The sequence below is a fragment of the Streptomyces sp. CC228A genome, from assembly GCF_021390935.1.
Classification (GTDB): domain Bacteria; phylum Actinomycetota; class Actinomycetes; order Streptomycetales; family Streptomycetaceae; genus Streptomyces.
On the sequence record NZ_JAJPUI010000001.1, the window covers coordinates 628,154 to 641,599 of the forward strand.

The following is a 13,446-nucleotide window of genomic DNA, read 5'->3' on the forward strand; positions in this document are numbered from 1 at the left end:
CGCGTGCGCGCTACCGCCGCGTGGTGGGGCGCGGTTGACTGGTGGCCTCTCAGGAGGCGGCAGGGTCGCCGGCTCCCCCTCGTACAGTACGGCGGCCCGCCGGAGCGCCGTCCGTCCCACCGACCTGCCCGACACACCGAGGTGGGACGGGCGGCACCGGCCGCACCGTCCGGTCCAGCCGCTATCGAGAGGAGGGTGCGGGCCGTCGGCGGCGCAGTCCCGGCTCAGGGGACTGCGCCGGCACCCGCGTGCACGGGGGGCGCAGCCGGTCGTTGCGTACGGCGACGAGGGCCGCGTCGTCCTGAAGGCGTCCCCCTCCATGGGCGAGCAGGGCGCGGTGCACGTGCTGGACGAGTGCGGCGGGTGTCTGCGGCGCCGCCCGTACGGCCGCTGCCAGGACGTCCTCCAGCGGGAAGAACCTCCCCGCCGTGTCCCGGGCCTCCGCGGCCCCGTCGGTGTACAGGAACAGCGACTCGTCGGCCAGCAGCCGCGCGCAGCGCCGCACGGGCAGCGTCTCCGGCAGCGGGAACGCGCCCAGCGGGGGCAGCGGATCACCGACGCCCAGGGGCTCCACGCTCTGGCAGCCGAGCCGGTAGGGCCGGGGATGGCCGCAGTTGAGGATGAGGAGTTCGCCGCTGCGGCGGATGTCGAGCAGCAGGACGGTCACGAACTCCTCGGGCGCCTCGGCGCCGCCGTCCCCCGGCCGCTCCCCCACGTACCGCTGCAGTGCCCTGTCGAGGCGGCGCAGCACCCCGCCCAGCCCCGGCTCCTCGTGGGCCGCCTCACGGAAGCTGCCGAGCACGGCCGCGACGGCGCCGAGGGCGGAGAGCCCGTGGCCGCGCACGTCCCCGATGATGATCCGCACCCCGTACGGTGTGGTCACCGCCTCGTAGAGGTCGCCGCCCACGGACGCGCCCCGGACGGCGGAGATCTGCGCGGCGGCGACCGACAGCCCGTCGAGGCAGGGCGGCAGGGGGCGCAGCAGGACCTGCTGGGCGGCCTGGGCGACGGCCTGCAGCTGGCGCAGTTCCCGGTACAGGCTGCGGCAGGCGCCCAGGACCAGGATGGTGCCGACGGCGAAGAAGACGGCGCTGGTGGCGGCCCGGGTGGCGAGGTCGTCGCGCTGCGCCAGGGGGCAGGTCAGCTTCCAGGCGATGGCGGTGAGCCCCCACAGCATGGGCAGGGCGAGCGGGGCGAGTCTGCGCGCCCGGGGCCACCAGGGCCTTCTACGGATCATGCGGACCGCCCTTCTTCAGGCCCCATGGTCGCGGTCGGGTCGATTCTGCCGAGCCTCCCGGGACACGCGGGAACATCCACCGGACATCTCACCCGGATGAGTGATATGTCCGGTAGGGGGTCGGGCCCGCCGGGCGCGGCCGCCGCGAGCCGGGCCCGCGGCCGGGGCGCCCCGGGGCTCCTGAGCCGGCCATGCGGAGGGGGACGCCCCTGGGGCGCGGAGGCAGCCAGGCCGATGCCGACCGCACATGCCAGGTCTGAAGGACGCCCCCGGGGATGCGACGGCAGCCGCAGGAAGCGGCGGGCCCGGCGATGCCGGGGCGACCATGGAGAGCACCCCCGGCGACGCCGAGCCGGCACGCGGAGGGGGGCGCCCTCGGCAACACCAGGCCGACCACGCGGAAAAGAGCACCCCCGGCAACACCAGGGTGGCCACGCGGACGCGGCGTGTGCCCGGCGATGCCAGGGCGGTCCCTACGGAAGAGGGCGCCCCGGGCGATGCCGAGCCGGTCGTGCGGACGCAGCGCGCCCGGCGGTGCCGGGCGGTCCCTACGGAGGAGAGCGCCCCGGCGGTGCAGGGCCGGTCCGTACGGGAGGGCGCGCCCCCGGGATGCCGGACCGGCCATGTGGAAGGGGCGCGCCCGGTGGTCCCGGACGCGCCCCTTTCCATGCCGTGGGCGTCAGGCGCCGCGCAGCACCGCGCCGGTCCGCTCGGCGGCCAGCGCCACCGCGGCGTCGCGGGCGGCCGTGGCCTCCTCGACGGTCAGCGTGCGGTCCGCGGCGCGGAACCGCAGGGCGTACGCCAGGGACTTCTTGCCCGCGCCGATCTGCTCACCGGTGAAGGTGTCGAACAGCCGGATGGACTCCAGCAGTTCGCCCGCGCCCTCGCGGAGCACCCGCTCCACGTCGGCGGCCGGCACGGCGGTGTCGACCACGAGGGCGACGTCCTGCGTGGCGACCGGGAAGGAGGAGATCCGCGGCGCCTTGACGGCACCGGCGGAGGCCCGCTCGACGAGGTCGAGGTTCATCTCCATGGCGCAGGTGCGGGCCGGCAGGCCGAGCGCCTTGACCACGCGCGGGTGCAGCTCGCCCGCGTGGCCCACGACCTGCTCGGTGCCGTCGGCCACGACGGCCAGCTCGGCGCAGCGGCCCGGATGCCACGGCCCGTACTGGCCCTGGCGGACGAGCAGCTCGGCTCCGGCCTCGCGGGCCACGAGCCGGGCGGCCTCGACCGCGTCGGCCCAGTCGGCGGGGCGGCCCTCGCCCCACCAGCCGGCCTGCTCGCGCGCCCCGGCGAGGACGACGGCGACGTGCCGCGGCTGCTGCGGCAGCACCGCGTTCAGTCCCTCCAGCTCCGCGTCGGACGGGCGGCGCTCCACGGTGAGCCGCACCGCGACGCCCGACTCCGCGGGGGTGCGGAAGACCAGACCGGTCTCGAAGAGCGCCAGGTCGTGGCTGCCGCGGCCGTCGTTGCGGCGCAGGGCGCCGAGGAGGCCCGGCAGCAGCGTGGATCGCAGCGCCGGCTCCTCGTCGGAGAGCGGGTTGACGAGCGTGACGAGCCGGCGGGACGGGTCGTCCGCCGGGATGTCGAGCTGGTCGAGGGCCTGCTCGCCGATGAACGGGTAGTTCAGCGCCTCGACGTAGCCGGCTCCGGCCAGGACGCGGCCCACCCGGCGGTGGGTGCGCTGGCGCTCGGTGAGGCCGCGGCCCGCCGGGGGCTTCGGCAGCGTGGAGGGCAGGTTCTCGTAGCCCTCCAGCCGGATGACCTCCTCCGCGAGGTCGTTCGGCTCGTTCAGGTCGGGCCGCCAGGACGGGACGGTGACGACGAGTTCGTCCTGCCCGTAGACGTCGCAGCCGACTTCCTGGAGGCGGCGGACGACGGTCTCGCGGCCGTAGTGCACGCCGGCGACCCGGTCGGGGTGGTCGGCGTGCATCGCGATCGTGCGCGGGGCGCTCGGCGCGATGACCTCGGTCACGCCCGCCTCGGCGGTGCCGCCCGCGAGGAGGACCAGCAGGTCGACGGTGCGCTGCGCGGCAGCGGCGGCGGCCTGCGGGTCGACGCCGCGCTCGAAGCGGCGGGACGCCTCGGAGGACAGCTTGTGGCGGCGGGCCGTGCGGGCGATGGAGATGGCGTCGAAGTGCGCCGCCTCGATGACCACCTCGGTGGTGCCCTGGACCTGGCCGGTCGACCCAGGGGAATCAGGCACAGCGGCGTCGGCGATCTCGGTGTTGGCGCCGCCCATGACGCCCGCGATGCCGATGGGCCCGCGGTTGTCGGTGATGACCAGGTCGGCCGGGTCGAGGACCCGGGCGGTGCCGTCGAGGGTGGTGATCTTCTCGCCGGGCTCGGCGCGGCGCACCCCGATCGGGCCGTCGAGGCGGCCGCGGTCGTAGGCGTGCAGCGGCTGGCCCAGCTCCAGCATCACGTAGTTGGTGATGTCGACGGCGAGCGAGATCGGGCGCATGCCGGCCTTCTGGAGGCGGCGCTGCAGCCAGATCGGGGAGCGCGCCTCGGGGTCGATGCCGACGACGGTGCGCGCGGTGAAGCGGGAGCAGCCGACCGGGTCGGCGACCTGGACCGGGTAGCCGTACGAGTTGGGCGCGGGCACGTCGAGCAGCGCCGGGTCGCGCAGCGGCAGCCCGTACGCGATGGCGGCCTCGCGGGCGACGCCGCGCATCGACAGGCAGTAGCCGCGGTCGGGGGTGACGGCGATGTCGAGGACCTCGTCGTACAGCTCAAGCAGCGCGGTCGCGTCGGTGCCGACCTCGTGCTCCGGCGGCAGGACGATGATGCCCTTGGTGCCGTCGTCGCCCATGCCCAGCTCGTCGCTGGAGCAGATCATGCCGCGGGAGACCCGGCCGTAGGTCTTGCGCTCGGCGATGCGGAAGTCGCCGGGCAGCACGGCGCCGGGGAGGGCGACGACGACCTTGTCGCCCTCCGCGAAGTTGCGGGCGCCGCAGATGATCTCCTGCGGCTCGCCGGTGCCGTTGGCCTGGCCCACGTCGACGGTGCAGAAGCGGATCGGCTTCTTGAACTCGGTGAGCTCCTCGATGGTGAGCACCCGGCCCACGACGAGGGGGCCGGTCAGGCCGGCGCCGAGCTGCTCGACGGTCTCGACCTCCAGACCCGCCGACACCAGTTTGGCCTGTACGTCGCGGCCGGTCTCCGTCGCCGGCAGGTCGACGTACTCCCGCAGCCACGAAAGCGGGACCCGCATCAGATCTCCATCCCGAACGGCCGGGTGAACCGGACGTCACCCTCGACCATGTCTCGCATGTCTTCGACGTTGTGGCGGAACATCAGCATCCGCTCGATGCCGAACCCGAAGGCGAAGCCGCTGTACTTCTCCGGGTCGACACCGCAGGCGACGAGCACCTTGGGGTTGACCATGCCGCAGCCGCCGAGCTCGATCCAGCCCTCGCTGCCGCAGGTGCGGCAGGGCCGGTCCGGGTTGCCGACGGACCCGCCGCGGCACACGTAGCAGAGCATGTCCATCTCGGCGGACGGCTCGGTGAAGGGGAAGAAGTTCGGGCGCAGCCGGGTCTTCATGTCCGGGCCGAAGAGCGCCTGGACCATGTGGTCGAGGGTGCCCTTGAGGTCGGCCATGGTGAGGCCCTCGTCGACGGCGAGCAGCTCGATCTGGTGGAAGACCGGGGTGTGCGTGGCGTCGAGCTCGTCGGTGCGGTACACGCGGCCGGGGCACACGACGTAGACGGGCGGCTCGCGGTCGACGAGCACCCGCGCCTGCACCGGCGAGGTGTGGGTGCGCAGCACGATGCCGGACCCGTCGCCCCGGGTCCCTTCGGGGCCCCGTACGAAGAACGTGTCCTGCATCTGGCGTGCCGGGTGGTCCGGGACGAAGTTGAGGGCGTCGAAGTTGAACCACTCCGCCTCGACCTCGGGGCCCTCCGCGACCTCGTAGCCCATGGAGACGAAGACGTCCGCGACGCGCTCCATGAGGGTGGTCAGCGGGTGGCGTGCGCCGGCCGGGGTGCGGTCGTAGGGGAGGGTGACGTCCACCGCCTCCTCGACCAGCACGCGTGCGTCCCGCTCCGCCTCCAGCTCGGCCTGGCGGGCGGCCAGCGCCTTGGCGACGGCGCCGCGGGCCTGGCCGACGCGTTTGCCGGCCTCCGCCTTGGCGTGCGGCGGCAGTGCGCCGATCTCCCGGTTGGCGAGCGCGAGCGGCGAGGTGCCGCCCGTGTGCGCCACCTTCGCATGGGCGAGCGCGTCGAGGTCGCCTGCGGCGGCGAACGCGGCGAGCGCCTCGTCCCGCATGCGCTCGATCTCTTCCGGTTTCAGTGCCTCGACCTCGACTGGGTCGTACGACTTGTTGGGTGCCGACATGTCTTCCCGTGCTTCCGAATGGGCTGGCTGGGGCCCCCGCTCGACGACCGAGGACGCAAAGGTGCCAAAGGTCGAGTCTAACGGGGTGGTGCGGGCCTGGCTGAGCCCGTGGGGGGCGGGGCGGTGGTCGTCCCGCAGTGTGGACGGTGTACGGCGAGCTGCTAGAAGCCCTGGGTGACGTACGCCGGTGCCCCCACGGGCAGCGTAAATCGGAACTCCGCGCCGCCGGACGGGCCGCGGCCGACGGTGATCGTGCCGCCGTGCGCCTCGACGATGCCCTTGACGATGTACAGGCCGAGACCGGTGCCGCCGCGCGTGCTGCCGCGCCAGAACCGGGTGAAGACGCGGCCCATGGACTCCTCGGGGATGCCGGGGCCTTCGTCGCTCACGGTGACCGCCGTTCCTTTCTCGTCGTCGTCGGGGCCGGTGGGGGCCACTTCGATAGTGACGGTTCCCTCGCCGTGGCGCACCGCGTTTTCGAGAAGGTTGCCGAGGACCTGGTCGACCTTGTCGGGGTCGGCCCACAGGTCGGGCAGCGGGCGGCGGACGCGGACGAAGAAGCGGTCGGGGGACTGTCCGCGCGCCGTGTGCCCCTGGATGTGGCGGCCGACGGCGGCGGCGAGGTCCACGGGCTGGCGGCGGACCTCCAGGCGGCCGGAGTCGATGCGGGAGATGTCGAGCAGTTCGGTGATCAGCCGGGTGACCCGGTTGGCGTCGGCGTCGACGGTCTCCAGCATCAGCCGCTTCTGGTCGTCGGTGAAGCGGTCCCACTTGGCCAGCAGCGTGGCGGTGAAGCCCTTGACGGAGGTCAGCGGGGAGCGCAGTTCGTGCGCCACGGTCGCGATCAGCTCGGCGTGGCTGCGCTCGGTGCGGCGCCGGGCCTCGGTGCCGCGCAGGGTGACGACGACGCGGCTGACCGGGCCGAGGGGCCGGGCCCGCACGTACCGGGCGGCGACGAGCACCTCGCGGCCGCCCGGCAGCAGCAGGTTCCGCTCGGGCTGGCCGGTGCGGATGGCGAGGCCGCCGTACGGGTCGGTGAGCGCCCACCAGCGGCGGCCCTTCAGGTCCTCCAGCGGCAGCGCCTCCTCCAGGGGCGCGCCGAGGGCCCGGGCGCCGGGCAGGGAGGTGAGGCGGGAGGCCTGGCGGTTGAAGCAGACGATCCGCCCGTGGGCGTCGGCGACGACCAGTCCGTCGGGCAGCTCGTCGGGGTCGCCGTGGGGCGTGCCGGGTCCGGCGTCCCGGGCGCGGGGCGCGTGCGGCGCGTCGGCGTCCTCTAAAGCGGCCCGGCGCTCCGCGTGCCTGCCCGTACCGAGCGTCATCCCCGTACCCCACCCCTCAGTGCTGCGCGACGGGCCCCCGAGCCCGCCACCCTACTAGGTGGAGGTGACGGAGCGGCACCCTCCGGCAGCGCGCTGCGCACGGGCGGATGCGTAGAGGCATACGGCGGCGGCCGTCGCGAGGTTCAGGCTCTCGGCCTTCCCGTGGATCGGCACGCGGACGACGGCGTCGGCGAGGGCCCGGGTCTCCTCGGGCAGGCCCCATGCCTCGTTGCCGAAGATCCAGGCGGTGGGCCCGCCCATGCTGCCGGCGTCGAGTTCGGCGTCGAGGTCGTCCTGTCCGGCGCCGTCGGCGGCGAGCACCCGTGCTCCGGCGTCCCGGAGGCCGGCGACGGCCTGCCGGACGGGGACGCCCACGGCGACGGGCAGGTGGAAGAGGGATCCGACGGAGGCCCGTACGGATTTGGGGTTGTAGAGGTCGACGGAGGCGTCGGTGAGGACGACGGCGTCGGCGCCCGCCGCGTCGGCGCAGCGCAGCACGGTGCCGGCGTTCCCGGGGTCGCGTACGTGAGCGAGGACGGCGACGAGCCGGGGCCGGGCGGCGAGGATGTCGTCGAACGGGGAGTCGAGGAACCGGCAGACGCCGACGAGGCCCTGCGGGGTGACGGTCTGCGAGAGCTCGGCGATGACCGCGTCGGAGGCGTGGTGGACGCGGGCGCCGGTGGCGCGGGCCGCGTCGACGATGTCGGCGTGCCGGGCGGCGGCCTCGGTGGTGGTGAAGAGTTCGAGCAGCGTCGGCGCACCGTCGGGGCCGCGGTGGGCGGCGGCCTCCCGGACGGCCTGCGGGCCCTCGGCGAGGAAGCGGCGCTCCTTGCCCCGGAAGGCGCGCTTGGCGAGCCGCCGTGCGGCGACGACGCGCGGGGAACGCGGGGAGATCAGCTCGGGGGTGCCCATGGTGCTCGGCGGCTCTCTTCTCGTACGGACACGTCGTGCGGTGCCCCCGTGCGGCGGGCGGCGCGGCGTGCGCGGGACAACGCGCCGGACCCGCAGGCGCACGGCCTGCGGGTCCGGTCGGAAGGAACGGTGGCCTGGGGGATCAGGCGGCGGCCTTCGGGGCGTTGACGTCGCTCGGGAGGGCCTTCTGGGCGACCTCGACGAGGGCGGCGAACGCGTTGGCGTCGTTGACCGCGAGCTCGGCCAGGATCTTGCGGTCGACCTCGATGTTCGCGGCCTTCAGACCCTGGATGAAGCGGTTGTAGGTGATGCCGTTGGCGCGGGCGGCGGCGTTGATGCGCTGGATCCACAGCTGACGGAAGTCGCCCTTGCGCTTCTTGCGGTCGTTGTAGTTGTAGACCAGCGAGTGGGTGACCTGCTCCTTGGCCTTGCGGTACAGGCGGGAGCGCTGGCCGCGGTAGCCGCTGGCCTGCTCCAGGATCGCACGGCGCTTCTTGTGGGCGTTCACTGCGCGCTTGACGCGTGCCACTTGTTAACTCCTTGTAGCGGGGCCGTGGGGGTGCTCACACGGCCCGGAAACGATTGGGTCCCGGCTTTTCGCGGGTGGGGATCAGACGACGACAGGGCTCAGATGCCCAGCATCTTCTTGATCTTGGCGCTGTCACCCGGGGCCATCTCGGCGTTGCCAGTGAGGCGGCGCGTCAGCTTGGACGACTTGTGCTCGAGCAGGTGGCGCTTGCCGGCACGCTCACGGAGCACCTTGCCGGAGCCGGTGATCTTGAAGCGCTTCTTGGCACCGCTGTGCGTCTTGTTCTTCGGCATAGCGCCGTTATCTCCTCGTCAGTGGCGCTCCCAGCCGGTCCGGGGACCGGCACGCGGGAGCGTCAGATGGATCGGTTTCGCGTCCTGGGCGGGTGCCCGGGACGCCGCCTTGCGGCTATTCGGCGGGCTGCTCCGCCTGAGCGGGCTGCTCCGCCTGAGCGGGCTGCTCCGCCTGGACGGGCTCCTCCGCCTGGGCGGACTGGCCCTGGCGCTCCGCCTTGCGGGCGGCCTGCGCCTCGCGGGCCTCGGCCATGGCCTCGGTCTTCTTCTTGTGCGGACCGAGGACCATGATCATGTTGCGGCCGTCCTGCTTCGGGTTCGACTCCACGAAGCCGAGCTCCTGGACGTCCTCGGCGAGCCGCTGGAGCAGTCGGTAGCCCAGCTCGGGGCGGGACTGCTCACGACCACGGAACATGATCGTGATCTTGACCTTGTCGCCCTGCTTGAGGAACCGGACGACGTGACCCTTCTTGGTGTCGTAGTCGTGCGGGTCGATCTTCGGCCGGAGCTTCATCTCCTTGATGACCGTGTGCGCCTGGTTCTTGCGCGCCTCACGGGCCTTCATGGCCGACTCGTACTTGAACTTCCCGTAGTCCATGAGCTTGCACACCGGCGGACGGGCGTTCGCCGCGACCTCGACCAGGTCCAGGTCGTACTCCTGGGCAAGCTCCAGGGCCTTGGCAAGCGGGACGATCCCGACCTGCTCGCCGCTGGGACCGACAAGTCGCACCTCGGGAACACGAATCCGCTCGTTGATGCGGGGCTCGGCGCTGATGGATCCTCCTCGGTAGCACCACGCGACCGCCTGGCGGACGGACGCGTAACGTCTGTTTCCTCAGACCAACCGCGCCGGCGCATGAAAAATGCCCCGGACGGGACACAGGCGGGGCTCCTGGGATTACCGGAGCACCGCACGGGCCAACCGCGGGGCGCTGTCTTCGGGCGACTCCATCGTCCGTACGGAACGATGGGCGCCGCCTGACCGGTGACCCGCCGCCCCTCGGGGCGGTCAGGTGGGAGTTCGGAGCCTCCACTTGTGGGCCGGAGCGCAGTGGTTCCGGCCGGTCGTCACTCCAGGCTAGCAGCTTCTCCGGGGCGGGCCCAATCGGGCGGGCGCGGCCCTGCCTGCGCGGACCGCCTATCGTGGGGGCATGAGTGACGCCACGCCGAGCCCGGCCTCCCCCGACTTCAACGACATGACCCGCGACATCGCGGAGGTCCCGGCAGTCGAGGTGATCGTCACGGTCGCGGTCAACCTGATGAGCGCGGCCGCGGTGAAGCTCGGGCTCACCGAGGACGGCGACAAGTACAAGGACCTGGACGAGGCCCGCAAGCTCGTGCACGCCCTGGCAGGCCTGCTCGACGCGGGCACCACGGAGATCAGCTCGTTCCACGCGGCGCCGCTGCGGGACGGCCTGAAGTCGCTGCAGCTGGCGTTCCGCGAGGCGTCGATCGTTCCGGACGAGCCGGGCCAGGGGCCGGGCGAGAAGTACACGGGGCCCGTGTACGGCTGAGCGGCGGCGCGGCCGCTCGCGCCTCTCCCGCCCGGTGCGTTCGCTCCCGTGCCCGCCGGGCCGGTGCGGCCTCCTCCCCCTTACTCCTCCGTCCGCCCCTTCTCCCTGACGTACACGGGCTCGCCCGGAACGGTGGCCTCCGCCGGCAGCAGTGCCAGGTCCAGACCCCGCACCAGGCGGGCCCTCAGCGTGTCGTCTCCCGCCAGCGCCTCGGCGACGCGGCGGGCGGCCGGCGCGGGCGGGGTGCCGGGCTCCAGGACGAGGGCGAGGGTGCCGTCCGCGCCGCCGCCGCGGACGAGGACGGCGCGCAGCACGGCCGGCTCGGCGGCCACCGCGGCCCGTACGGCCTGGGCGACGGCCGGGTCGGTGAGCGGGTCGGTGCCGGCGCGGCCCTCGGCCAGGGCCAGCAGGGCGCGCCCGGTGATCTCGAACGGGACGGGCCCCGCCATGTCGAGCACGAGGGTGTCGGCCTTCTCGTGGGCGACGGCCTGCAGCGCCTGGTGCAGCGGCACGGCGACGGGGCGGGCGGCCGGGTCCCAGCGGCTCAGGGCGTCGGTGGAGGTGAACGCGGGCAGCGCCCGGCGGTCTCCGGCGACGAGCGTGGGCACGGCCATGTCGCTGGTCTTCTCGCGGCGCAGGCCGTTCGCGTCCACCTCGGCCTCGCCGAGGACGGCGACGACGGGGACGAGCAGCCGGGCCTTCTGGAGGGCCTCCAGCACGCGGGGTTCGGCGGTGCGGTCCGCGGCCCAGGCCGCGAGGGCCTCGCTGAGCCGGGGGTCGGCGGAGCCGTCGTCGTCGGAGAAACCGGGGTCCGGGATGTTCTTGAGCGCCACGTGCCGAGCCTATCCGGGCCCGTGCGGCGCGCCGCACGCCGGTGGCGGGGCCGGGCGGCCCGCAGACCGGGCCCCGGCAGCGGGCGGCGGCTCGGCTCGCGGCGGCTGGAGGGGCGGAGGCCGCCTGACAGCGGAGGCATCTGACGGGGAGGCCGTCTGACAGCGGAGGCATCAGAGAGGGGGCCGTCTGACAGCACAGGCCGTCCGATGGGGGCGTCTGGGGGGCGTCCGATGGCGGGGGCCGTCTGCCGCGGGCTCAGCGGGGGCGGCGGCCGGTGCTCCAGAGGACGGCGGAGACGGTGACGAGCAGGAGCCCGGCGCCGCCCACGGACAGGGGCAGCAGGTCCGCGGGGGTCTCCTCCTCGGCGGGCTCCGGCCGGGGTCCGGGGCCGAAGTAGAGGCCGCGGTAGCCGGTGGAGGCCGCCTTGGGGTCGGCGGGGCGGTGCTCCGAGGCGGCGGCGATCGCGGCGGCCGGGTCGACCATCCCGTACCCCTTGGCGTCGCTGCGGCCGCCGTCGGGGCGGTCGCGTGCGGTGTCGATGAGGAGCTTCCTGACCTGCGCGGGACCGAGGTCGGGGTGGGCGGAGCGGACGAGCGCGACGGCGCCGGAGACGAAGGCCGCGGCGGCGCTGGTGCCCCATCCCTCGTAGTACTTGCGGTCGGGGTCCGCGATGACCACTTCCTTGCCGGGCGCGCTCACGGTGGCGTACCAGCGGCGGGTGGAGAAGGAGGCGCGGGCGCCGTACCGGTCGACCGCGGTGACGGCGATCACCCCGGGATAGGCGGCCGGGTACGAAACGCGGTCGCCCTTCTCCCCGCCGTTGCCCGCGGAGGCGACGACGACGGCGCCCTTGGACAGGGCGTACTGGACGGCCGCGTCCTCGGCGGGCTCGGGGTGGGCGGACTCGCTGTCGTCGCCGAGTGAGAGGTTGATCACGTCGGCGCCCTGGTCGGCGGCCCAGCGGATGCCGTCCGCGAGGGCGTTGCCGCGGGTGTGCCGGGCGCGGGCGCGGGCTTTGTCGCTGCCTTCGAGGATGACGCGGACGGGCAGGATCTTCGCTTCGGGCGCGACGCCGATGACCCCGTCGCCGTTGCCGTATCCGTGCCCGTGGGCGGCGATGATGCCGGCCATGGCGGTGCCGTGCCGGGCCCAGGCGCGGTCGCCGCGCCCGGCGCCGAAGCCGATGAGGTCCTTGCCGGGCAGGACGTTCCCGGCGAGGTCGGGGTGGGTGTCGTCGACGCCGGTGTCGAGGACGGCGACGGTCACGCCCGCGCCGCGGGTGGTCTGCCAGGCCCGTTCGGTGTTGAGGGCCTCGATGCCCCACTGCTGGGCGCGGATGCCGTCGGCGTGGGCGGGGGCGGCCGGGAGGACGGCGAAGACCGTGGCGGTCAGCGCGGCGAGGACGGTACGGGCGGCCCGCTTGCGGCGCGGGGAGCCGGGGGCCCGGGGCCGGAGAGCGCGGGTGCCACCGCGGCGGCGCGCGCGGGCGTCGGCGTCTGCCTCGGCGGCGGGACGGGCTGCGGCGGTGGGGGCGCCCGCGCGGGCGGCGAGGGGGCTGGTCGGGCGGCGGGGCGCATCAGCGGGCCTCCTTCGTCGCCTCGGGGGTCGCCCGGGGTCCCTCGACGGCTTCGGCGACGGCGCGGCGCAGCCCGTCCTCGACGCGGGCGGCGACGCCGGCCGCGTCATGGCCCAGACCGGCCTGGGCGGCGACGCTGGTCTGGCCTTTGGCCGTGGCTTCGCGGGCGGGGCGGGGATCGGTGACGGGCCGGCCGTCGGCGAAGCCGGAGACGGCGTAGACGACCACGGGGACCTCGGTGAGGACGTCGATGTGCCAGCTGGCCCGCTGGGCGTCGCCGAAACCGGCCGCGGCCGTCCCGGGCGCGGGGAGGGCCGGCGGTATGAGCTCGGGACGCCGGTCCAGGCCGCCTTCGGTGAAGCGGTCGTGGAGCGCGGTCATCCCGGCGGTGTCGGTGTCCGTGAAGACCATGCCGACGGTGGTCACGCTGGAGGCCGTGGCGTCGGTGTACGTGGCGCGCAGGACCCGCAGGCAGCCGGCGGGCCGCAGGGCCTCGGCGAGGCCTGGCCGCAGGGCGTCGGCGCAGGCGGCGTCCGGGGCGACGGCGATCCGGGCCCAGGTGCGGTCGGCCCCTCCGGGCCCCGCGCCGTCACCTTCGAGAGTGCGCGGGAAGAGGGTGTCGACGGGTGTGCTGTGCCAGAGGGCCGGGGTCTCGGTGTAGGGCGTGCGGACGGCTCGGGCGTCCGGGTCGCGGGTGAGCCACGCCCCGGCGGCGGCCCCGGCGACGAGCCCCAGGCCGAGCAGCAGGCAGCCGACGGCCGCGACGGTGCGGCCCGTGGAGCGGGCGCGGACGGGCCGCAGCGGTGTGGTCGTCTCCGCGGCCGCCTCCGGAGGCGCCGCCCAGGGCCCTGCGCTGCCGGCCAGGCCGTACCTCCCGGTGGCGGGGTA

The 13,446-nt window shown here is 74.6% G+C and carries 12 protein-coding genes; 1 reads left to right on the plus strand and 11 read right to left on the minus strand.

Annotated features, from left to right (window positions below; translation table 11 throughout):
• Positions 1-181: 181 nt before the first annotated feature.
• From L6E17_RS02830 to infC, 8 genes are all read right to left on the minus strand, one after another.
• The gene (locus L6E17_RS02830) at positions 182-1,237 is read right to left on the minus strand and encodes a PP2C family protein-serine/threonine phosphatase (RefSeq protein ID WP_236239175.1); all 1,056 of its coding nucleotides are present in this window, start codon (positions 1,235-1,237) and stop codon (positions 182-184) included.
• 679 nt (positions 1,238-1,916) lie between these two features.
• Complete coding sequence (gene pheT / locus L6E17_RS02835; protein ID WP_236239176.1) at positions 1,917-4,454, minus strand: phenylalanine--tRNA ligase subunit beta; 2,538 nt, start codon at positions 4,452-4,454, stop codon at positions 1,917-1,919.
• Positions 4,454-5,581 (minus strand): phenylalanine--tRNA ligase subunit alpha, encoded by a 1,128-nt coding sequence (pheS, locus tag L6E17_RS02840; protein WP_236239177.1) that lies wholly within the window; start codon positions 5,579-5,581, stop codon positions 4,454-4,456. The genes pheT and pheS overlap by 1 nt, the downstream gene beginning before the upstream one ends.
• 161 nt (positions 5,582-5,742) lie before the next feature.
• The gene (locus L6E17_RS02845; RefSeq protein WP_236239178.1) at positions 5,743-6,900 is read right to left on the minus strand and encodes an ATP-binding protein; all 1,158 of its coding nucleotides are present in this window, start codon (positions 6,898-6,900) and stop codon (positions 5,743-5,745) included.
• Positions 6,901-6,954: 54 nt separating this feature from the next.
• Positions 6,955-7,812, minus strand: a complete 858-nt coding sequence (locus L6E17_RS02850) for an RNA methyltransferase (RefSeq protein ID WP_236239179.1) — start codon at positions 7,810-7,812, stop codon at positions 6,955-6,957.
• Positions 7,813-7,954: 142 nt separating this feature from the next.
• The gene (gene rplT / locus L6E17_RS02855) at positions 7,955-8,341 is read right to left on the minus strand and encodes a 50S ribosomal protein L20 (RefSeq protein WP_071267962.1); all 387 of its coding nucleotides are present in this window, start codon (positions 8,339-8,341) and stop codon (positions 7,955-7,957) included.
• Positions 8,342-8,439: 98 nt separating this feature from the next.
• Positions 8,440-8,634 carry a 50S ribosomal protein L35 gene (gene rpmI / locus L6E17_RS02860; RefSeq protein ID WP_010476245.1) on the minus strand — a complete coding sequence of 65 codons (195 nt, stop codon included), beginning with the start codon at positions 8,632-8,634 and terminating at the stop codon, positions 8,440-8,442.
• A 115-nt stretch (positions 8,635-8,749) separates the two neighbouring features.
• Positions 8,750-9,409: a translation initiation factor IF-3 gene (gene infC, locus L6E17_RS02865; RefSeq protein ID WP_236239619.1), complete on the minus strand. Its 660-nt coding sequence runs from the start codon at positions 9,407-9,409 to the stop codon at positions 8,750-8,752.
• A 376-nt stretch (positions 9,410-9,785) separates the two neighbouring features.
• Between infC and L6E17_RS02870 the strand changes: the two genes are divergently transcribed.
• Positions 9,786-10,148 carry a DUF1844 domain-containing protein gene (locus L6E17_RS02870; RefSeq protein WP_236239180.1) on the plus strand — a complete coding sequence of 121 codons (363 nt, stop codon included), beginning with the start codon at positions 9,786-9,788 and terminating at the stop codon, positions 10,146-10,148.
• Positions 10,149-10,228: 80 nt separating this feature from the next.
• Here L6E17_RS02870 and L6E17_RS02875 read toward each other — a convergent pair whose 3' ends face one another.
• From L6E17_RS02875 to L6E17_RS30835, 3 genes are all read right to left on the minus strand, one after another.
• The gene (locus L6E17_RS02875; RefSeq protein ID WP_236239181.1) at positions 10,229-10,981 is read right to left on the minus strand and encodes an SseB family protein; all 753 of its coding nucleotides are present in this window, start codon (positions 10,979-10,981) and stop codon (positions 10,229-10,231) included.
• Positions 10,982-11,237: 256 nt separating this feature from the next.
• Positions 11,238-12,668 (minus strand): type VII secretion-associated serine protease mycosin, encoded by a 1,431-nt coding sequence (gene mycP, locus L6E17_RS02880; protein ID WP_236239182.1) that lies wholly within the window; start codon positions 12,666-12,668, stop codon positions 11,238-11,240.
• On the minus strand, positions 12,559-12,984 hold the full coding sequence (locus tag L6E17_RS30835) for a hypothetical protein (RefSeq protein WP_308315813.1): 426 nt from the start codon (positions 12,982-12,984) through the stop codon (positions 12,559-12,561). Before L6E17_RS30835 ends, mycP begins: the two co-directional genes overlap by 110 nt.
• Positions 12,985-13,446 lie beyond the last annotated feature (462 nt).